We start from the raw sequence: 19,559 nt of genomic DNA, 5'->3' as shown, positions 1-19,559 counted from the left end.
TCACCGTTGCTCAGCGCTGCTCCGTCACCTTCCCGTCCGCCACCTCCAGCCGCCGGGTCACCTGAACCGCGTCCAGCATCCGGCGATCATGAGTGACCAACAGCAGCGTGCCCTCGTACTCGTCGAGCGCCGACTCCAGTTGCTCAATAGCGGGCAGATCCAGGTGGTTCGTCGGCTCGTCCAGGACCAGGAGATTCACCCCGCGCCCCTGGAGCAACGCCAGAGCGGAACGGGTCCGCTCACCCGGGGACAGGGTCCCCGCCGGCCGCATCACGTGGTGTGCCTTGAGCCCGAACTTGGCCAGCAGCGTGCGGACTTCAGCAGGCTCGGTGTCCGGCACGGCCGCACAGAACGCGTCCAGCAGAGACTCCGTACCGTGGAACAGCTGGCGGGCCTGGTCGACCTCGCCCACCAGGACACCGGAGCCGAGCGCCGCATGCCCGGCGTCCAACGGGACACGCCCGAGCAGTGCGCCGAGAAGCGTCGACTTGCCCGCCCCGTTCGCACCGGTCACCGCGACCCGGTCCGCCCAGTCGATCTGCAGGGACACCGGCCCGAAGCTGAAGTCACCGCGCCGTACCTCCGCGTCCCGCAGCGTCGCGACGACCGCGCCGGAGCGCGGCGCGGACGCGATCTCCATCCGCAGCTCCCACTCCTTGCGGGGCTCCTCGACGACATCGAGGCGTTCGATCATGCGCTGGGTCTGCCGCGCCTTCGCCGCCTGCTTCTCGCTCGCCTCGCTGCGGAACTTGCGGCCGATCTTGTCGTTGTCGTTGTTCGCCTTGCGGCGGGCGTTCTTGACGCCCTTGTCCATCCAGCCGCGCTGCATCTGCGCCCGGTCCTGGAGCGCGGAGCGCTTGTCGGCGTACTCCTCGAAGTCGTCGCGGGCGTGCCGGCGTGCCACGTCCCGCTCCTCCAGGTACGCCTCGTAGCCGCCGCCGTAGAGGTTGATCTGGTTCTGCGCCAGGTCGAGTTCGAGGACCTTGGTGACCGTGCGGGTGAGGAACTCTCGGTCGTGCGACACGACGACCGTGCCCGCGCGCAGGCCGGAGACGAAGCGTTCGAGGCGCTCCAGGCCGTCGAGGTCCAGGTCGTTGGTGGGCTCGTCGAGGAGGAAGACGTCGTAGCGGGAGAGGAGCAGAGAAGCCAGGCCCGCTCTCGCCGCCTGGCCGCCGGACAGGGACGTCATCGGCTGGTCCAGGTCGATCGCCAGGCCCAGGGAGTCGGCGATCTCCTCGGCCCGTTCGTCGAGGTCCGCGCCGCCGAGGTCGAGCCAGCGCTCCAGGCTCGTCGAGTACGCGTCGTCGGCGCCGGGCGCTCCGTCCACCAGGGCCTGGGTGGCCTCGTCCATCGTGCGTTGCGCCTCGGCGACTCCCGTGCGGCGGGCCAGAAACTCGCGCACGCTCTCGCCCGGGCGCCGCTCCGGCTCCTGCGGGAGGTGGCCCACGGTCGCCGCCGGCGGGGAGAGGCGCAGTTCGCCCTCCTCGGGGGCGAGGAGCCCGGCGAGCATCCTGAGGAGGGTGGACTTGCCCGCGCCGTTGGCACCGACAAGGCCGATCACATCGCCGGGGGCGACGACGAGGTCGAGCCCGGTGAAGAGGGCGCGGTCGCCGTGTCCGGCGGCGAGATTCTTGGCGACGAGAGTGGCAGTCATCAGGCCATCGATCCTAATCGGTCCGCTTCCCCGTCCGCGCCGCGGTTTTCAGCGCGCCATCGGCTCCACCAGCACGCTCCCGGTCGTCCGCGCCACGACGAACGACTCGCCCTTCACCGCCTTCGCGTCGAGGGCGATGCGGTGCCGGCCGGCTTCCAGGACGCCGTCGAAGACATCCCGCGTGTGGCTGCGGTACAGGCGGTCGAGACGGTACGCCGTGACGCGCACCCGGCACGGCGAGGTGACCTCGATGCCCGCCTCGCCGTCGGCCGCGACCAGGCGGGTGAGCCGGTGCTGGTCGGCCGGACGGCGGTCCAGGGCGTGTTCGATCTGGGCGACGAGGAGCGGAACGATGGGGGCGAGGCCGTCGACGTACGCCACGTCGACCCCGGCGCGGTCGAACGCGGCCCGTACGGCGGCCCGTTGCTCCTCCGTGACGGCCCGGCCGAACGCCACGGCGCCGTAGCCGCGGAGTTCGTCGGCGGGGACATGGGTCGCGTCGCCGGTGATGTCGGCGCCGATGCCGATCGCGCGCAGGGCGGCGGCGAGCTTGGCGAGGACGGCGACGCGGGCGCCGATCAGCAGGACGCGGCGCCTGGCGGCCGGGGCTTCGGTGCCGTCGATGAGGGAGTCGAGGGCCGCGCGGTACTCGGCTCCGGCGAAGCGGAAGGGCCCTATGCCGTGGTAGCCGTTGCGCTCCAGGTCGGCGTGTTCGTCGGTCTGCCAGGCGAAGTCGCGCCAGATGTAGTCGGCGCCGTCCCGCTGGATGACGGCGGTGACCGCGCCGCAGGCCAGGTCCTCGCACTCGGGGCAGCCGTAGATGACGTAGCGGCCGCCCTTCAGGGGTGGGTCCGTCTCCAGGAGGAGGCTGCGGACCTGGGCGGTGAAGATCGCGGGCGGGACGTCGGAGGCGAGCGGGGAGACGGCGTCCAGGTCGGTGAGCTGGAACAGCAGCGGGCGGCCGTCGACGATGAAGTCGACGAAGTCGCGGTGCACCTGGTAGCCGCCGTCCGCGAGGACTTCACCGGCACGCATCGCCGGTGCCAGGCCGAAGGCGGCGTATTCGGCAGACATGCTGTGAGTATCCCCAGCGCGCGGGGATCTGAGCACCGCATGGCGTATTCCGCTACCGTCCGCGCATGGAGAGCGGCATGAGTGGCGATGTGATCGTGGTCGGCGGGGGCGTCATCGGGTTGACGACGGCCGTCGTGCTGGCGGAGCGCGGTGCCCGGGTGCGGGTGTGGACGCGGGAGCCGGTCGAGCTGACGACCTCGGCGGTCGCGGGCGCGCTGTGGTGGCCGTACCGGATCGAGCCGGAGGTGCTCGTCGGCGAGTGGGCGCTCCAATCCCTCGTCGTGTACGAGGAGTTGGCGGCGCGGCCCGAGGAGACGGGCGTACGCATGGTCGAGGGCGTACAGGGTGAGACCCGGTTGGACGAGCTGGGGCCGTGGGCGGCCCGGGTGCCGGGGCTGCGGCCGGCGCTGGCCGAGGAGTACGCGGGCGGCGGGCTGTGGGCGCGGTTGCCGCTGATCGACATGCCGGCCCATCTGCCGTGGCTGCGGGGGCGGTTCATGGAGCTGGGCGGGACCGTCGAGGAGCAGTCCGTGGTGGATCTGACGGAGGTGCCGGCGGCCGTCGTGGTCAACTGCACGGGTCTTGACTCCCTGGACCTCGTGCCCGATCGCTCGGTGCGGCCGGTGCGCGGGCAGCTGGTCGTCGTGGAGAACCCGGGGATCACGACCTGGCTGACGTCCGTCGGCCACTCGGCCGACACGTCCACGTACTTCTTCCCGCAGCCGGGCGGGCTGATCCTGGGCGGCACGGCCGAGGAGGACGCGTGGTCGATGACGCCCGACCCCGCGACCGCCGAGGCGATCATCGCCCGCTGCGCGGCGATACGGCCGGAGATCGCCGGCGCGCGCGTGCTGGAACACCGGGTGGGGCTCAGGCCCGCGCGGCCCTCGGTGCGGCTGGAGCGTGAAGTACTGCGGGACGGGCGGGTGTTGGTGCACAACTACGGTCACGGCGGGGCGGGGATCACGGTGGCGTGGGGGTGCGCGCGGGAGGCGGCGGAATTGGCCGGAGCGGCCTGAGGAGTTCGGCCACCGCGCGTGGCCGACCCCGACGGGGGTGGCGGAGCCCACTCGCTCCGTCACCCCCGTCGAGCCGTCGATCGGCGGTCAGTCGCCCGGTATCCGCTGCACGGAACGCGGTGCCCGCACGCCGTCCAGGGTCTCGGTGTCGGATGCCACGGACCTGCCGCCCGCCGTGGCCTTCGCGAACGCCGACGCGCCCCCGACGAGCGGGAGTTGGGCCGAGGTGCGCGACAGGTTCAGGGCGAGGGTCGGGGTGGTGGACGGCGGATCGATGAGGTCCTTGTCCGTGCCCGCGACGATCAGGGCGAGGCGGTGTCCGGCCGGGACGACGTGGTCGGTCGCCGCCAGGTCGAGGGTGATGGTGTACGCCTTGCCCGGGGTGAGCGGTACGCCCTTCGTGGCGGAGGCGTAGTTGCCGAGGTCGGCCCAGCCGCGGCTGACGACGTTGTAGTCGACTGCCTTCGTCTTGGCCTGAGTTGCGAGGAAGCACGCGCTGTCGCCGGCCGTGCTCTCACCCCAGCAGGTGCGGTTCGTGAGCGTGGTGATGCCCTCGGCCGAGTCGGCGTAGTCACGGATGGTGTCGGGGCCGACATCAACAAGTACCGCCGAAAGATGGGCCGTTGAGGTCGTGGGCGTCGCGGTGATCGTCACCTTCGAGGATCCCGACAGGCGCAGGTCCTTCGTGAGCGGCCCGGTGACGAACCCGGCCTTGTCCGCCGTCGACTTGTCGATCGCGGCGGCCCAATCCGTCTCGCTCTCCTGCGGGTTGTCGGTGAACGTCTCGGTGCCCGCGCCGGTGCGGAGGCCGAGTGTGCCTACGCCCGCCTGGGTGCCCTGCGCCGGGTGGAGGGTGGTCGTCGCGGTGCCGCTCGGCGGCCAGACGGCGTCCGTGGTCCAGTGGTCCGGGGTCCGCTCGATGTCGGCCATCGGCGCGCGGTCGATTCCGTTGTCGTAGCCGAGGAGTTCGTGGTCGAACCAGCGGTGCAGGGTGTCCACGAAGTCGGCGCGACGGTAGTCGAAGGGGTCGACGTGGCCGGTCTGGGAGAGCCAGATCTTGCGCTCGACGCCGTTCTTGGCGAGGGCGTCCCACCACTGGCCGAAGTTCTTCGTGCGGACGTTGAGGTCCTGCATGCCGTGCACCAGGAACACGCTGGCCTTGACCTTGCCCGCGTCCTTCACGTAGTCGCGCTCGGTCCAGAACGGCGTCCAGTCGCCGGTGCGCGGGGCTCCGTCGACGATCTTCTGCTGGACGGCCGCGCACTTGGCCTGCGCGTCGGGGCTCTCGACGGCGTCGGACAGCCAGTCGGGGCCCGAGTCGTAGAGCGGGGCGCCCTTGGCGAAGTAGTAGTCGTACCAGGAGGAGATGGAGCTGATCGGGACGATCGTCTTCAGGCCCTTCACGCCGGTGGCGGCGACGCCGTTGGCGATGGTGCCGTCCCAGCTCTTGCCGATCATCCCGGTCGTGCCGTTGGTCCAACTCGCCTGCGAGCGAACGGTTCCGGTGCGGGTGGTGTACGCCTTGGCGCGTCCGTTGAGCCAGTCGACGACGGCCTTCGCGGACTGGATGTCGGAGCGCCCGCCGACGTCGACGCAGCCGTCGGAGCGGTTGGTGCCGGCGAGGTCGACGCCGACGAAGGCGTAGCCGCGGGGCACGAAGTAGTTGTCGTAGAAGAGCGGCATCTGGACAACGTCGCCGCTGGCGTCGTACGTCTTCAGCTGGCTCTCGTTGCCGCGTCCGCAGCAGGAGTAGTAGGGGCTGGCGTCCATGATGACGGGGACTTTGCGGCCCTGGCGGGCGGGTTCGCTCGGCCGGACGATGTCGACGGCGACCCGGTCGGTCCTTCCGTCACCGTCGCCGTCGAGTCCGGTGTCCACCCAGACGGCCTCCCGGATGGCGTTCGCGTAGGAGTAGACGGGTTGACTCTCCTGCGGAGCGCTCTGGGCCGCTGTCGGGGTGAGGAAGGCGGCCAGGAGGGCGGCGATCGCCGCGGTCGCGAGCGATCTCCAGATCGTGAAGCGCGTGCGTTTCGGCATGCGCGGACGGTACATCGGTCAACTCCCGTGCTGGAAGAGGCACTCGGGGTCCTTCGGGGGTCATGACGGCCGAATGGCGATCGTGTGACAGGAGGGGCCGTGGACAGGCGCGGGGCCACAGGGGGTGAATAGGCTCCGTACAGACTTCGTGGACCGACCTCTACGGCTCTTCGACCTTCGTGGACCCCCACGGCTCTCCGGACTTCTCGTGGAGCCCTACGACTTGGAGTTCTCGTGCACCGCAGAATCATCGCGCCGGGCGCACTCGCGGCGGCCTCGCTCATGCTGGCGATCCCGGCGTCGGCGGCAAGCTACTCCCCCGGCGCTCCGGGCATCGGCGACCCCTACTACCCGTACTACGGCAACGGCGGATACGACGTCTCGCACTACGACCTCAGGCTCCAATACCAGCCCGCGACAGATGAGTTGGCGGGTACGGCGACGATCCTGGCCAAGACCACGCAGGACCTGTCGCGGTTCAACCTGGACTTCCTCCTCGACGTCAGCGAGATCCGGGTCAACGGCGCGGCGGCGACGTTCGCGACCTCCGGCCAGCACGAGCTGGAGGTCACCCCGAAGACCCCGCTCCCGAAGGGCACGCCGATCACGGTCGTGGTCCGCTACAGCGGGGTGCCGTCCACGAAGAGCGCGTACGGGTTCAACACCTGGCACCGCACCCCGGACGGCGCGGTCGCGGCCGACGAGCCCGAGTCGGCGTGGTGGTGGTTCCCGAGCAACGACCACCCGAGCGACAAGGCGACCTACGACGTGTCGGTGGCCGTACCGAACGGCACCCAGGCCATCTCCAACGGCACGCTCCAGTCGACGAGTTCACAGCTCGGCTGGACCCGCTACAACTGGCGCCAGAACAAGCCGCAGGCGACCTACCTGGCCACGCTCGCCCTCGGCAAGTTCGACATCACGACCAGCACCTCCGACGGCGGCGTCCCCGTCATCAACGCCTACAGCAAGGACCTCGGCGACAACGACGGCTCCGCGCGGGCGAGCGTCGAGCGCACCGGCGAGATCGTCGACTGGCTGAGCGGCTACTTCGGTCCGTATCCCTTCAGTTCGGCCGGCGGGTACGTCCCCAGCACGACCACCGGGTACGCGCTGGAGACCCAGACCCGCGTCTACTACAGCCAGAAGCAGTTCGCGAACGGCGCCAACACCTCTGTCGTGGTGCATGAGTTGGCCCACCAGTGGTACGGCGACGACGTGTCCCTGAAGGGCTGGAAGGACATCTGGATCAACGAGGGCTTCGCGCGCTACGCGCAGTGGCTCTGGTCCGAGCACGAGGGCGAGGGCACGACACAGCAACTCGCCGACTACGTCTACGCCTCGCACCCCGCGGACGACGCGTTCTGGACGATCGCGCCGGGCGACCCCGGCCCGGAGAACCAGTTCGAGCTTCCGGTCTACGACCGGGGCGCGCTGGCCATCCAGGCGCTGCGCAACGAGGTCGGCGACGACGCGTTCTTCGCCATCCTGAAGGGCTGGCCGAAGGAGCACGCCTACGGCAACGCGTCCGTCGCGGACTTCCGGGCCTACGCCGAGCAGGTGTCGGGGAAGTCGCTTTCCGCGCTCTTCGACACGTGGCTGTTCCAGCCGGCCAAGCCTGCGGCTCCGGCGGCGCGGAGTGCGTCGATCACGAAGGCGGGTGTAGCTCCGGCGCAGCCGAAGTCGTGGAAGAAGATCGCGGCTACGAACGACGTGCACGGGGGCTGACGGCACGGGCGGGTGAGCGGGCGGTCCGGGGGCGCGGGTCCCCCGGGCCGCCGGGTCCGCGGGCACCACCGGTACCGGTACCGATCAGCGGTTGCCGGACGCCGTGTCCTTGACGAACACGATCCCGTCGTTGCCCGCTAGGTGCGCCGGGTCCAGCGGGGCGTAGCCGTACCAAGGGGACACGCGAGGCGCGGGCATCGCGTCGGCGAGCGCGTCGGCCAGTCGGCCGGCGTCGACGAGGAAGCGCTCCTGCGGGAGCGCGTACAGCAGCCCCTCCATGGTGTCCGGGGGCGGGGCGCCGACCCCCTGGTGGGGGATCGTGCCGAGGGCCGTGGCCAGGAAGGCGTACTCCTCACCCAGGCCGGCGGCGACGATCGCGCCGGCGCTCCACCACTCCACCGGCGGGCCGCCCATCCGCATCGTGCTCCTGTTCCGCTGGAGGTGGCCGTTGTGGGCGTGCACCAGCGTCGGGGTCCGGTCGGCGAGGGCGAGCAGGTTGGCGGCCATCATCGCGTCGCGCTGGGCGATCAGCCGTGCCATGCGGCTCGGTGACGGGTCGGCCATCGAGGAGTGGTAGCGCAGCAGTCCGACGGCGGTACGCCCGTACAGGCGCGCCCGGTGCCACTCGTCCGGTGTGGACGTCGCGACCAGGTGCGGTGTCTGTGTGTCGAGCAGGGCCACCAAGTCGTCCGCGAGCAGGCGGAGTCGACCGGCTTCGGAAGTCTGCCCGACAGACCGGGACGGGTCCGTCATCACGGCGGTGTCGGTCCACCGGTCGTCGGCGCCGAGCAGTTCGCCGAGGGTCTCCGCCGTGCGGGGAAGGAGGGCGGGGTCGACCCTGGCGGCGAGGTAGGTGTGGAGTGCGGTGAGGGCCTGCCTCGGGCTCGCGGCGCCGGTGATCTCCAGCGGGCCGTCGAAACCGGCGAACCGCACCCGCTCGGACCCGGGCCGGCCGTCGTTGTACGCGCGCATCCAGCGCACCAGTTCGCGGTTGGGCCCGAACGCGCCCCACCCGTGGCTGAAGCCGTGGTCCATGACCTCGTCGAGGGTGCCGGTGCCCGAGGTGACGTAGTCGTCGACGACCAGGCCCATCAGGCAGTCGCTCTCGATGGCGATCGTCCGGTAGCCCTCCTGCTCGACGAGGTGGCGGAAGAGTTCGTTGCGCACGTCGAGCAGCATGTCCTCGCCGTGGGTGGGCTCCCCCAGGGCGAGCAGCCGCGGCCTGGCCGGAAGCAGTCCCATGACGGCGGCGGGGTCGACGGTGTGGACGGCATCTGCGATCCCAGGAGTCATGCCCTCAACGGTATCGTTGAAGCAACGGTTGAAACTTTTGGTCGACAATGGCAGGACAGTGAAGCGAAACCCTCAAAGCGCTGGTCGGCTGCGGCCCGTCGACCTGGCACGTCGGCACGGTCTGTCGACGCAGGTGGTCCGCAACTACGAAGCGGCCGGGATCCTTCCGCCCGCCGAACGCACCGCGCACGGCTACCGCACCTACACGCCCCGGCACGCTCAGGCCCTGCACGCGTTTCTCGCGCTCATGCCGGGACACGGCCACCAGACGGCGACAGCGGTCATGCGGGCGGTCAACCGTGACGCCGTCGAGGACGCGCTTCGGCTCATCGACGAGAGTCACGCGCAGCTTCTCGACGACCGCCGCACCCTCCAGGCCGTCGAGGCCGCCCTTCGCGACCTCCGGCCCGTGCCGGAGGAACCCGGCGACACGTTCGTCGGCCCGCTCGCGAGAAGGCTCGGCATCCGCCCGGCCACTCTGCGCGCCTGGGAGCGCGCCGGCCTGGTCCAGCCGCGCCGCGACCCGCGGACGGGCTACCGGGTCTACGGCCCCGCCGACGTGCGCGACGCCCTGCTGGCCCACCAACTCAGGCGGGGCGGCTACCTGCTCGACCAGGTCGCCCCGCTGATCGCCCAGGTCCGTTCGGCCGGCGGCGTCGCACCGCTGGAGTCGACCCTGCGCGACTGGCAGGCCCGCCTCTCGGCCCGAGGCCGCGCTCTGCTCACCGGCGCCGCCGCACTGGACGCCTACCTCGGCGGTCCACCGGTGACCGGAGACGGGACGAGTACCCGCACCACCGCCTCGTCGACCGCGGACTAGTGCGGCGCACCTGCCGTCGAGGCCTCCAACTCCGCGACCTGTACGAGGAGTTCGTCCCGGCCGATCGCGTCGATCTCCGTCGAGGGCACCGTGCACGCGTACGCCCCGGCGACCGCGCCGTACCGGGCGCATCGCTGCGGGGGCTCTCCGCTCAGCCGGCCGAAGAGGAACGCGGAGGCGAAGGCGTCGCCCGCGCCGTTCGAGTCGACGACCGGCTTCCGGGGCGTGACGGTCGGGATGTGGGTCAGCTCGTCGTCGGCCAGCAGATACGCGCCCTCCGCTCCGGCCGTGGCGACGACCAATTCGGCCCGGCCCCGCTCGGCGATGCCGCGCATCGTGCGCCCGGGGTCGCCGGTCAACGCGGTGGTGGACAGGAAGACGATGTCGGCCGCGAGGGCGAACTCCTCCTGGTACGGGTTCTCGCCGTCCCAGTTGTGCAGGTCCGTCGAGATCGTCGTGCCGGACTCGCGCAGCAGCGGGAGGGCTTGGGCGCAGGGCTGGGTGATGGAGACGTGGGCGTGGCGGCTCCTCGTGGCGAGGGCGCGGACCGCGGGTTCCGGGAGGCGGTCGTCGGGGTGGGCGCGGGTCGCGTCGTAGAGGGAGAGGCGCCGGCCGTCGGGGCCCACGAGGTTGACCGCGCGCTTGGTGCCTGCGGGTTGCGGGACTTCGGTGAGCGGGATGCCGTGGTCGCGGTGCAGCGCGCGGACCAGGTCGCCCTCGGGGTCGGCGCCGAGCGTGTCGAGGTGGTGGGTGCGCAGGCCGAGCGCGCTGAGCCCGAGGGCCACGAAGTCGCCGGTCTGTCCGGCGCGGGTGCGGATGCCGGGGTCGATCATGTAGCTGTCGGCGTACGGGAGCGGTAGTTCGGGGACGTGGACGATGGTGTCCACGCCAGCGCCGCCCAGGACGAGGACGTCGATGTCACGACTCATGGCTCACGGCCTTCCTGCGATTGCGCAAGATTCTGCAACTCCTTTCAGCCTGGGGCAAGTTGGCGCGAGGGATCATTCCCCGTGGTCGTACACCGTCACCGCGATCCCCCGCCGCACCAGCCGCTCGGTGATCAGCGGTTCGACCCGTGACCACTTGCCGCCCGCGAGGCCGCACCCGATGCGGGGCATGTGGACGGACGCGCCGAGCTCGGCCGCGCGCTCGGCCAGCACACCCAGCGCCGTGCCGATCGCCTCGTAGCGCACGGGGACGCCCTTGCTGCCCGTGCGTATCCCGCGCTGGCCGATCATGTTGGCGACCCACACCTGGCGCTCCACCTGGACGAGCTGGACGGCGCCCAGGCCGAAGTCGTTGGCCGCGCGGTCCCGGTGCCAGGACCGGTACGCCTTCTCCGGTTCCGGCCAGCGGCGCGACACCGCCAGGACGAAGCCCTTTCCCCAGCCCCCGATGTCGTTGCAGACATGCGCGATCACCTTGACGCCCTTGACCGACGGAACGGTCGCGTCACCCCGGACATACTTGATCTCCCCCATGCCGACCACCGTAGACGGCACCACTGACAACGGCCTTCCAGTGGTTTCACAGTGTTGGTGAGACAGCGATACTGCTGTACATGACGATCGATGCCGCGACCGACACCGCCGCCGAGGAGCCGATGCTCACGATCGACGAACTGGCCGCGCGGGCCGGTACCACGGTCCGCACGGTCCGGTTCTACAGCACCAAGGGGCTGCTCCCGGCGCCGGTGATCGGGGCGCGGCGGGTCGGGCACTACGGGCAGGAGCACCTGTCCCGGCTCGCGCTGATCGAGGAGTTGCAGCACCAGGGCATGACGCTCGCCGCGATCGAGCGCTACCTGGGCCAGCTGCCGCCGGATCTCAGCGCGCACGACCTCGCGATCCATCGCGCGGTGGTCGCGTCGTGGGCGCCGGACGCCGTGGAGACCCTGGACCGCGCGGAGTTGGAGCGGCGGGCGGGCCGGGCGCTCGACGAGGAGGACGTCGAGCGGCTGGTGGCGATGGACGTGATCGCCCTCGACGAGGGCACCTTCCGCGTCGACTCCGGGCTGCTGCGCCTCGGCGTACGACTCCTCGACGTCCCGGTGTCCCAGGAGGCGATCCTCGCGTCCCGGAACATCCTGATCGAGCACTCCCGGGCGGCGGCCCACGAGTTGTCGCAGGTGTTCCGCGGGGAGGTGTCCCAACGGGCCGCGCAGGACGTGAGGTCGCTGTCCGCGCACATGCAACCTCTGGTCGTGCAGGCCCTTCTGACGACTTTTCAGCGGTCGCTGCGCGAGGAACTCCGCGAGTGGCTCAAGGAGTCGCCGGAGGACCGGGACAGCTGAGCCACTCGCGGCACGTGCCTCAGGCCGCGTCGCTGAAGCGCTCCCCCTTCTCCGCCTTCTCCACGAGCAGCGCGGGCGGCGTGAACCGCTCCCCGTAGCGCTCGGCGAGCGCACGCGCGCGTGCCACGAAGCCGGGCAGGCCGCCCTCGTAGCCGTTGATGTACTGGAGGACGCCGCCGGTCCAGCCGGGGAATCCGATCCCGAAGATGGACCCGATGTTGGCGTCCGCGACGGACGTCAGGACGCCCTCCTCCAGGAGCTTGACCGTGTCGAGCGCCTCGGAGAACAACATGCGTTCCTGCATGTCCTCGAACGGCACGGTCTCGGAGGGGCTCTCGGCGCCTTCACGGGTGAAGTGCTCGCGCAGGCCCGGCCACAGCCCGGCGCGCCTGCCGTTCTCGTCGTAGTCGTAGAAGCCCGCGCCGCCGCTGCGTCCGGGGCGGCCGAACTCGTCGACCATGCGGTCGATGACGGCCTCGGCGGGGTGGCCGGGCCAGGTGCCGCCCGCTTCTTCCACCGCCCGCTTGGACTCGTTGCGGATCTTGCGCGGGAGCGTGAGCGTCAACTCGTCCATCAGGGAAAGGACCTTGGCCGGGTAACCGGCCTGCGCCGCGGCCTGCTCGATGGACGCGGGCTCGATGCCCTCGCCGACCATCGCGACGCCCTCGTTGATGAACTGGCCGATCACCCGTGAGGTGAAGAAGCCGCGCGAGTCGTTGACGACGATCGGTGTCTTCTTGATCTGCCGGACCAGGTCGAAGGCGCGCGCGAGCGCCTCGTCGCCGGTGCGCTCGCCCTTGATGATCTCGACGAGGGGCATCTTGTCGACCGGCGAGAAGAAGTGCAGCCCGATGAAGTCGACCTGCCGCTCCACGCCTTCGGCGAGGGCGGTGATCGGGAGGGTGGAGGTGTTGGAGCACAGCAGCGCGTCGGGCTCGACGATGTGCTGGATCTCCTGGAACACCTTGTGCTTGAGCGAGGTGTCCTCGAAGACGGCCTCGATCACCGCGTCGCAGCCCGCGAGTTGCTGCGGGTCGGCGGTGGCGGTGATGCGGGCGAGCAGCACGTCCGCCTTCTCCTGTGTCGTACGACCGCGGGAGACGGCCTTGGCGCAGAGCTTCTCGGAGTACGCCTTGCCCTTGGCCGCGGCCTCCGCGGTCACGTCCTTCAGGACGACGTCGATGCCCGCGCGGGCGCACGAGTAGGCGATGCCCGCACCCATCATCCCGGCGCCCAGGACGGCGACCTTGCGGACCGGGCGCGACGCGATGCCCTGGGGGCGGTTGGCGCCGGAGTTGACGGCCTGGAGGTCGAAGAAGAACGCCTGGATCATGTTCTTCGAGGTCTGGCCCGCCGCCAGCTCCACGAAGTAACGGGCCTCGATCACCTGCGCGGTCTCGAAGTCGACCTGGGCGCCCTCGACGGCGGCGGCGAGGATGTTGCGCGGGGCCGGGTAGGGCGCGCCGTTGGTCTGCTTGCGCAGGGAGGCCGGGAAGGCGGGCAGGTTGGCCGCGAACTTGGGGTTGGCCGGAGTGCCGCCCGGGATGCGGTAGCCGGGCTTGTCCCAGGGCTGCTGCGACTGCGGATTGGCGTCGATGAAGGCACGGGCCTTGGCGATCAACTCGTCCGGGGTGGTGGCCACTTCGTGGACGAGACCGTTCTCCTGGGCACGGCGCGGGCTGTACTGGGTGCCCTGGAGCAGCACCTTCAGCAGCGCGTCGGTGATGCCCAACAGCCGTACCGTTCGGACGATTCCGCCGCCTCCGGGGAGCAGGCCGAGGGTGACCTCCGGGCAGCCGATCTTCGAGCCGGGCGCGTCGAGGGCGACCCGGTGGTGGCAGGCGAGGGCGAGTTCGTAACCGCCGCCCAGGGCCGCGCCGTTGATCGCGGCGACGACCGGCTTGCCGAGGGTCTCGATACGGCGCAGGTTCCGCTTGATGGCGAGGCCGCCGTCGAGCAACTCCTGGGCGGTGTCCGGGGTTACGCGGATGAGGTCGCGCAGGTCGCCGCCGGCGAAGAAGGTCTTCTTGGCGGAGGTGACGATGATGCCGCGGATGGAGTCCTGCTCGGTCTCCAGGCGCTCGGTGATCGCGGCGAGGGAGTCCCGGAAGGCCGCGTTCATGGTGTTCGCGGACTGGTCCGGGTCGTCGAGGACGAGGGTGACGACGCCGGTGTCGTCCTGTTCCCAGCGGATGGTGGTGCTCTCGGTCATGAGGGGTTCTCCGTAGAAGTCTCTGCTGCCGCTGGGGTGTTCAGACGCGCTCGACGATCGTGGCGATGCCCATGCCGCCGCCCACGCACAGCGTGGCGAGGCCGTAGCGCTTGTCCTGGCGCTCCAGTTCGTCGACGAGCGTGCCGAGGATGATCGCGCCGGTCGCGCCGAGCGGGTGGCCCAGCGCGATCGCGCCGCCGTTGACGTTGACCTTGTCCAGGGTGAGGCCCATGTCGCGTACGAAGCGCAGGACGACCGCGGCGAAGGCCTCGTTGATCTCGACGAGGTCGATGTCGTCGATGGTCAGCCCGGCCTTGGCGAGGGCCTTGCGGGTGGCCGGGGCGGGCCCGGTGAGCATGATGGTGGGCTCGGAGCCGGAGACGGCCGCGGAGACGATCCGCGCGCGCGGGGTGAGGCCGTAGCGGTCGCCGACCTCCTTGGAGCCGATGGCGACGAGGGAGGCGCCGTCGACGATGCCGGAGGAGTTGCCCGCGTGGTGGACGTGGTCGATCTTCTCGACCCAGTGGTACTTCTGCAGGGCCACGGCGTCGAAGCCGCCGAGTTCGCCGATGTCCGCGAAGGACGGCTTCAGCCTGGCGAGGGAGTCGGCGGTGGTGCCGGGGCGCAGGTGCTCGTCCTGGTCGAGGACCACGAGGCCGCTGCGGTCCAGGACCGGGACGACGGACCGGTCGAAGCGGCCCTCCTTCCAGGCGGTGGCCGCGCGCTCCTGCGAGAGCGCCGCGTACTCGTCCACGTCGCGCCGGGAGAATCCCTCGATCGTGGCGATCAGGTCGGCGCCGATGCCCTGCGGTACGAAGTTGACGGCGAGGTTCGTCATCGGGTCGTTGAACCAGGCGCCGCCGTCCGAGGCCATCGGCACCCGGGACATCGACTCGACGCCACCGGCGAGGACGAGGTCCTCCCAGCCCGAACGCACCTTGGCGGCGGCCATGTTGACGGCTTCGAGGCCCGAGGCACAGAAGCGGTTCTCCTGCACTCCGGCCACCGTGTCCGGCAGTCCGGCGGCCACGGCGGCGATCCGGGCGATGTCGGAACCCTGGTCGCCGACCGGGCCGACGACCCCGAGGACGATGTCGTCGATCGCGGCCGGGTCCAGGTCCGGGAAGCGGTCACGGAGTTCGTGGATGAGTCCGACGACCAGGTCGATGGGCTTCGTGCCGTGCAGGGATCCATTCGCCTTGCCGCGCCCGCGCGGGGTGCGGATCGCGTCGTAGACATACGCTTCGGTGCTCACTGACAAGCCTTTCAATGAGGGTTTTCGACGGCTCGATGAAGATCATCCACGGCTCGACGGGAGTCTTCTACGGCGTCGACGAGTCCGGGGACGTCCCAGTCGCGGGCCACGCCGGAGGTGTCGGCGCCGGGCAGGGCGGGTCCGCCGCGCACCGAGGTGGGCGTGGCGGAGAACCGGGGTGCGGGGGCGGGCTGGGTGATCCCGCCGTGCTCGGTGAACGTGCCGCGCGCGGCGAGGTGCGGATGGTGCGGGGCCTCGCGCAGCGACAGCACGGGCGCCACGCACGCGTCCGTGCCCGCGAAGACGGCGGTCCACTCGTCCCGCGTACGGCTCCGGAAGCGGGCCGCGACCGCCTCGCGCAGTTCGCCCCAACGGGTCCAGTCCCGGCGGGCGTCGGCGAAGTCGGCGAGGCCGAGCAGGCGCGTGAACTCGTCGTAGAACCGCGGCTCCAGAGCGCCCACCGCCATGTGCCTGCCGTCGGCGGTCTCGTAGGTGCCGTAGTACGGGCAGCCGCCGTCGAGGAGGTTGGCCGCGCGCCGGTCCTGCCAGCCGCCGGCGGCGAGCATGCCGTGGATCATCGCGGAGAGATGGGCGGTGCCGTCGACGATGGCCGCGTCGACGACCTGGCCGGTGCCGGTCACGCGCGCGTGGTGCAGGGCGGCGAGGACGCCGACGACGAGGTAGAGCGCGCCGCCCGCGTAGTCGCCGAGCAGGTTGGCGGGGGCCGGCGGGGGCTCCCCGGGGCTGCCGATCATGCCCAGGGTGCCGGTCAGCGCGATGTACGCGATGTCGTGCCCGGCACGCTCGGCGAGGGGGCCGTCCTGGCCCCAGCCGGTCATCCGGCCGTAGACCAGGCGGGGGTTGCGGGCGAGGCAGGGCTCGGGGCCGACCCCGAGGCGCTCGGTGACGCCCGGGCGGTTGCCCTCGATGAGGATGTCGGCGCGGGCGACGAGGTCGAGCACGCGCGCGGGGCCGTCGGGCGCCTTCAGGTCGACGAGGACCGAGCGCTTGTTGCGGTTGGTGACGTCGTAATCGGGGGCGACGCCGAGTGCGGGACCGCCGGGCCGGTCGACGCGGACGACGTCGGCGCCCAGGTCGGCGAGGAGCATGGCCGCGAAGGGGCCGGGGCCGATCCCGGCCAGCTCGACGACGCGCACGCCGGAGAGCGGGCCGTGCCCGGGCGTCGTTGCCGCTGTCATCCAGCCCCCAGCTTTGACACAACTGATGTAACACCAGCGATGATAAGAACATGTTCCACTCGACACAAGGCCTGGGCGAGCAAGCGCTTAGCCAAGTTACCCGCCGTTAGTCACGGCCGGCCGCGGCCCTGCTCGTCCAGCTCGGCCATCAGGCGCTTCGGGGCGATCGCGCGGTAGCTCTCCTCCACCCAGTCGCACAGCAGCTCGGCGGCCGGGGCGCCCTGCTCGGCGAGGGGGATGTGCACCCAACCCGCCTTGCCGAGCCCGTATCCGGCGGGTTCGGCGCCGGGTGCGGTGAGCGCGTGGGCGTGGGCCGCCTCGTCGGTGAGCTTGACCGTCATGCCTGGCGGGTGACTGCCGTCGTCGACACCGAGGAAGACGAACACCTTCTTGTTGACCTTGGCGACACTCTCGCCCCACGGGAACTCTTCGACGGCACCCGGCAGCCCAAGGGCGAACTCGCGTACTTTCGCCCGCTTCTTCAGGGCGTTCCTGTCCACGGCCACCTGCTACCTCCGGGCTCGTCGTCGGGCTCCGCACTCTTCACGCTAGCCTCAGCCACCGACAGCGGCACGGGCTGCGGGATCCAGGAGTGTCATGAGCAGGCTGAACAGGACGGACCGTCCCTACGACATCGTGCTCTTCGGAGCCACGGGCTTCGTCGGCGTGCTCACCGCGGAGTATCTCGCCGCGCACGCGCCCGAGGGCCTGCGCTGGGCGATCGCCGGCCGCGACGAACTCAAACTGAAGCGCCTGCGCGAACGGCTCCCCGCCGGCACGTCGGTCGGCGTGCTCCGCGCCGACGTCTCCGACCCGGCCTCCCTGCGCGAACTCGCCGAGCACGCGCGCGTGGTGGCCACGACGGTCGGCCCCTACGTCACCTACGGCGAGGACCTCGTCGCCGCCTGCGCGGAGGCCGGCACGGACTATCTCGACCTCAGCGGCGAGCCGGAGTTCGTCGACCTGACGTACGTCCGCCACGACGCACGCGCGCGTGAGACCGGCGCACGGCTGGTGCACTGCGCGGGCTTCGACTCGATCCCGCACGACCTGGGGGCGTACTTCACGGTGCGGCAGCTGCCGGAGGGGGTACCCCTGACGGTGGACGGCTTCGTGACCGCCGACGCGATGTTCTCCGGCGGCACGTTCGCCACGGCGCTGACCCAACTCGGGCGCGGCCGACAGGTGTTGGCCGCCGCCCGGGAGCGCCGCCGCCACGAACCGCGTCTTGTGGGCCGCCGGGCCGGCGCGCCCATGGGGGCACCGCGGTTCGCCGGGGAGGTCGGCTCCTGGGCGGTGCCCCTGCCGACCATCGACCCGCAGGTCGTCCAACGATCCGCGAGGGCCCTGGACCGCTACGGCCCCGACTTCCGCTACCGCCACTACGCGGCCGTACGCCACCTCCCCGTGGCGCTCGGCGGGGTCACGGCGGTCGGCGCCCTGGCCACGGCCGCCCAACTCCCGCCCGCCCGGCGCTGGTTGTCCGACCGCCTCAAGCCCGGCGACGGACCGAGCCCGGAGAAGCGCGCGAAGAGCTGGTTCTCCGTGAAGTTCGTCGGCGAGGGCGGCGGCCGCCGGGTCTTCACGGAGGTCGCGGGCGGCGACCCCGGCTACGACGAGACGGCGAAGATGTTCGCCGAGTCGGCCCTCTCCCTGGCCCTCGACGAACTCCCGCCCACAGCAGGCCAGGTGACGACGGCGGTGGCGATGGGCGACGCGCTCATCGAGCGGCTGCGGAGCGCGGGCATCACGTTCCGGGTGGCCGCGAACCGGTGAGCGTGACCGGCCTCCTTGAGTGAGCGAGTTGAGTACACGAGCCCGCCGGTTCCTGTACTGGCCGCCCCCACAAGGGAGTTCGAACGGACCCTCGGAATGGGATACGATGGATCATGAGCCGGTCGCCGGAACACCCGGAGTCTGGTCACGCGTCGGTAGTCCAAGGAAAGACGCCCCGCTTCCTGCGGGGAGATGTAGGTGCAAGGCCTGCCCGGCGCTCAAGTCCGAGCCCCACACCGTCAGTTGCGGTGTGGGGCTCGCTCGTTTCCCCACCGGCGCCTCACGGCCACAGCGTGTAGATCATCCCGCCGATCCAGGCGAGGCCCGCCGCCACGGACAGGACGAGCGCGACCATCACGGCCCGCTCGACGGGCTGGCTCGGGTGGGCAACGGGCTTCGGGGAACGGTGGGTTGTCATGCGGGACAGCCTGCCGATCACGCGGGCGCGGTCGCATCCGTACACATACTCAGATCAGGTACTCAGAACCCGACTCGTCCCAGGCGCTCACTCGGTCGCCTCCCGCAGCGCCCGCCGGCACAGCGCGTCCGCCCTGCGCGTCGTCTCCGGGAGGCGGTACTCCGGGGTCAACGCCAGTGTGTGGGCACAGGCGTTGTCCAGGGTCACCCGGTGGCCCACGGAGACGAACACCGGCTTCACACCCTCCCGGGTGCGCAGCGCGCGGCCGACCTCGTCGGCGTCCGCGCGGAGGGGCGACGAGGAGCCGCGCGGGGTGCCCGGATCGTCGTACGTGAACGTGAAGGGGTTCTTGGCGACGCCGATCGTGGGCAGGCCGATGAGGACGCCGAGGTGGCTGGCGAGGCCGAAGCGGCGGGGGTGGGCGAGGCCGTAGCCGTCGCACACCACCAGGCCCGGCGGGCACGGCAGCGCCTCCAACGCGGCCAGCACCGTGGGGATTTCACGGAAGGCGAGCAGCCCCGGCACATACGGGAAGGAGACCCGGCCCACAGCCGTGGCCTCGGCGACGACGGTGAGGTCCGCCGCGTCCAGGACGACGGCCGCGGCCACCACCACGTCGCGCTCGTCGTCGTAGGCGACATCAACTCCCGTGACATGCCCGGTCCTTGGCGGTGGCCCGGGTTCGTCGGTCACCACCCGCTCCCGCAACTCGTCCTGGACGGCGCGGGCCTGCTCCTCGGTCGCGGGCCAGCCCGCGGGAATGCTTACGGTCGTCATGGTG

At 71.2% G+C, this 19,559-nt stretch carries 17 protein-coding genes; 5 read left to right on the top strand and 12 right to left on the bottom strand.

What is annotated here, in order from left to right:
- Positions 1-10 precede the first annotated feature (10 nt).
- Both R2B38_RS36695 and R2B38_RS36690 read right to left on the bottom strand, forming a co-directional pair.
- Entirely contained in the window at positions 11-1,654 is a 1,644-nt protein-coding gene (locus tag R2B38_RS36695) for an ABC-F family ATP-binding cassette domain-containing protein (RefSeq protein WP_318020109.1), read from the bottom strand.
- Positions 1,655-1,702: 48 nt separating this feature from the next.
- Entirely contained in the window at positions 1,703-2,728 is a 1,026-nt protein-coding gene (locus R2B38_RS36690; protein ID WP_318020108.1) for an oxidoreductase, read from the bottom strand.
- Between the two features lie 77 nt (positions 2,729-2,805).
- Here R2B38_RS36690 and R2B38_RS36685 point away from each other — a divergent pair, with 77 nt between their 5' ends.
- Positions 2,806-3,747, top strand: coding sequence for an FAD-dependent oxidoreductase (locus R2B38_RS36685; RefSeq protein WP_411978523.1), 942 nt, complete (start codon positions 2,806-2,808; stop codon positions 3,745-3,747).
- Positions 3,748-3,834: 87 nt separating this feature from the next.
- On the opposite strand, the gene R2B38_RS36680 is transcribed toward R2B38_RS36685, so the two are convergent.
- The gene (locus R2B38_RS36680; protein ID WP_318020106.1) at positions 3,835-5,784 is read right to left on the bottom strand and encodes a Xaa-Pro dipeptidyl-peptidase; all 1,950 of its coding nucleotides are present in this window, start codon (positions 5,782-5,784) and stop codon (positions 3,835-3,837) included.
- Positions 5,785-6,018: 234 nt separating this feature from the next.
- On the opposite strand from R2B38_RS36680, the gene R2B38_RS36675 reads away from it, so the two are divergent.
- Positions 6,019-7,512, top strand: coding sequence for a M1 family metallopeptidase (locus tag R2B38_RS36675; RefSeq protein ID WP_318020105.1), 1,494 nt, complete (start codon positions 6,019-6,021; stop codon positions 7,510-7,512).
- Positions 7,513-7,596: 84 nt separating this feature from the next.
- Here the strand turns inward: R2B38_RS36675 and R2B38_RS36670 are convergent, their stop codons facing one another.
- Positions 7,597-8,805 carry an erythromycin esterase family protein gene (locus R2B38_RS36670; protein WP_318020104.1) on the bottom strand — a complete coding sequence of 403 codons (1,209 nt, stop codon included), beginning with the start codon at positions 8,803-8,805 and terminating at the stop codon, positions 7,597-7,599.
- 58 nt (positions 8,806-8,863) lie between these two features.
- Here R2B38_RS36670 and R2B38_RS36665 point away from each other — a divergent pair, with 58 nt between their 5' ends.
- Positions 8,864-9,625 carry a TioE family transcriptional regulator gene (locus R2B38_RS36665; RefSeq protein ID WP_318020103.1) on the top strand — a complete coding sequence of 254 codons (762 nt, stop codon included), beginning with the start codon at positions 8,864-8,866 and terminating at the stop codon, positions 9,623-9,625.
- On the opposite strand, the gene R2B38_RS36660 is transcribed toward R2B38_RS36665, so the two are convergent.
- Both R2B38_RS36660 and R2B38_RS36655 read right to left on the bottom strand, forming a co-directional pair.
- Positions 9,622-10,554 (bottom strand): adenosine kinase, encoded by a 933-nt coding sequence (locus R2B38_RS36660; protein WP_318020102.1) that lies wholly within the window; start codon positions 10,552-10,554, stop codon positions 9,622-9,624. The genes R2B38_RS36665 and R2B38_RS36660 overlap by 4 nt on opposite strands.
- A gap of 72 nt (positions 10,555-10,626) precedes the next feature.
- Positions 10,627-11,106 (bottom strand): macro domain-containing protein, encoded by a 480-nt coding sequence (locus tag R2B38_RS36655; RefSeq protein ID WP_318020101.1) that lies wholly within the window; start codon positions 11,104-11,106, stop codon positions 10,627-10,629.
- 80 nt (positions 11,107-11,186) lie between these two features.
- Between R2B38_RS36655 and R2B38_RS36650 the strand changes: the two genes are divergently transcribed.
- The gene (locus R2B38_RS36650; protein WP_318020100.1) at positions 11,187-11,918 is read left to right on the top strand and encodes a MerR family transcriptional regulator; all 732 of its coding nucleotides are present in this window, start codon (positions 11,187-11,189) and stop codon (positions 11,916-11,918) included.
- 19 nt (positions 11,919-11,937) lie between these two features.
- Here R2B38_RS36650 and R2B38_RS36645 read toward each other — a convergent pair whose 3' ends face one another.
- The 4 genes from R2B38_RS36645 to R2B38_RS36630 all read right to left on the bottom strand — a co-directional run bounded on the left by R2B38_RS36645 (position 11,938) and on the right by R2B38_RS36630 (position 17,090).
- Positions 11,938-14,130 (bottom strand): 3-hydroxyacyl-CoA dehydrogenase NAD-binding domain-containing protein, encoded by a 2,193-nt coding sequence (locus R2B38_RS36645; protein ID WP_318020099.1) that lies wholly within the window; start codon positions 14,128-14,130, stop codon positions 11,938-11,940.
- Positions 14,131-14,170: 40 nt separating this feature from the next.
- The gene (locus tag R2B38_RS36640; protein ID WP_318020098.1) at positions 14,171-15,385 is read right to left on the bottom strand and encodes an acetyl-CoA C-acetyltransferase; all 1,215 of its coding nucleotides are present in this window, start codon (positions 15,383-15,385) and stop codon (positions 14,171-14,173) included.
- Positions 15,386-15,396: 11 nt separating this feature from the next.
- Complete coding sequence (locus R2B38_RS36635; protein WP_318020097.1) at positions 15,397-16,584, bottom strand: CaiB/BaiF CoA-transferase family protein; 1,188 nt, start codon at positions 16,582-16,584, stop codon at positions 15,397-15,399.
- Between the two features lie 110 nt (positions 16,585-16,694).
- Positions 16,695-17,090, bottom strand: coding sequence for an MmcQ/YjbR family DNA-binding protein (locus tag R2B38_RS36630; RefSeq protein WP_318020096.1), 396 nt, complete (start codon positions 17,088-17,090; stop codon positions 16,695-16,697).
- A 91-nt stretch (positions 17,091-17,181) separates the two neighbouring features.
- On the opposite strand from R2B38_RS36630, the gene R2B38_RS36625 reads away from it, so the two are divergent.
- Entirely contained in the window at positions 17,182-18,360 is a 1,179-nt protein-coding gene (locus tag R2B38_RS36625) for a saccharopine dehydrogenase family protein (protein ID WP_318020095.1), read from the top strand.
- Between the two features lie 280 nt (positions 18,361-18,640).
- On the opposite strand, the gene mmpA is transcribed toward R2B38_RS36625, so the two are convergent.
- Together mmpA and R2B38_RS36615 are read right to left on the bottom strand one after the other, a co-directional pair.
- Entirely contained in the window at positions 18,641-18,778 is a 138-nt protein-coding gene (gene mmpA, locus R2B38_RS36620; protein ID WP_199810979.1) for a morphogenic membrane protein MmpA, read from the bottom strand.
- A gap of 87 nt (positions 18,779-18,865) precedes the next feature.
- The gene (locus tag R2B38_RS36615; RefSeq protein ID WP_318020094.1) at positions 18,866-19,555 is read right to left on the bottom strand and encodes an endonuclease V; all 690 of its coding nucleotides are present in this window, start codon (positions 19,553-19,555) and stop codon (positions 18,866-18,868) included.
- Positions 19,556-19,559 lie beyond the last annotated feature (4 nt).

The organism is Streptomyces sp. N50 (assembly GCF_033335955.1).
Taxonomy (GTDB): domain Bacteria; phylum Actinomycetota; class Actinomycetes; order Streptomycetales; family Streptomycetaceae; genus Streptomyces.
This window is presented reverse-complemented; position numbering and strand designations above follow the sequence as displayed.

Excerpts from the sequence above, each read along its gene's own strand:
- R2B38_RS36695 (WP_318020109.1), bottom strand. The coding sequence starts at position 1,654 with ATGACTGCCACTCTCGTCGCCAAGAATCTCGCCGCCGGACACGGCGAC.
- R2B38_RS36690 (WP_318020108.1), bottom strand. The coding sequence starts at position 2,728 with ATGTCTGCCGAATACGCCGCCTTCGGCCTGGCACCGGCGATGCGTGCC.
- R2B38_RS36685 (WP_411978523.1), top strand. The coding sequence starts at position 2,806 with ATGAGTGGCGATGTGATCGTGGTCGGCGGGGGCGTCATCGGGTTGACG.
- R2B38_RS36680 (WP_318020106.1), bottom strand. The coding sequence starts at position 5,784 with ATGCCGAAACGCACGCGCTTCACGATCTGGAGATCGCTCGCGACCGCG.
- R2B38_RS36670 (WP_318020104.1), bottom strand. The coding sequence starts at position 8,805 with ATGACTCCTGGGATCGCAGATGCCGTCCACACCGTCGACCCCGCCGCC.
- R2B38_RS36660 (WP_318020102.1), bottom strand. The coding sequence starts at position 10,554 with ATGAGTCGTGACATCGACGTCCTCGTCCTGGGCGGCGCTGGCGTGGAC.
- R2B38_RS36655 (WP_318020101.1), bottom strand. The coding sequence starts at position 11,106 with ATGGGGGAGATCAAGTATGTCCGGGGTGACGCGACCGTTCCGTCGGTC.
- R2B38_RS36650 (WP_318020100.1), top strand. The coding sequence starts at position 11,187 with ATGACGATCGATGCCGCGACCGACACCGCCGCCGAGGAGCCGATGCTC.
- R2B38_RS36645 (WP_318020099.1), bottom strand. The coding sequence starts at position 14,130 with ATGACCGAGAGCACCACCATCCGCTGGGAACAGGACGACACCGGCGTC.
- R2B38_RS36635 (WP_318020097.1), bottom strand. The coding sequence starts at position 16,584 with ATGACAGCGGCAACGACGCCCGGGCACGGCCCGCTCTCCGGCGTGCGC.
- R2B38_RS36625 (WP_318020095.1), top strand. The coding sequence starts at position 17,182 with ATGAGCAGGCTGAACAGGACGGACCGTCCCTACGACATCGTGCTCTTC.
- mmpA (WP_199810979.1), bottom strand. The coding sequence starts at position 18,778 with ATGACAACCCACCGTTCCCCGAAGCCCGTTGCCCACCCGAGCCAGCCC.
- R2B38_RS36615 (WP_318020094.1), bottom strand. The coding sequence starts at position 19,555 with ATGACGACCGTAAGCATTCCCGCGGGCTGGCCCGCGACCGAGGAGCAG.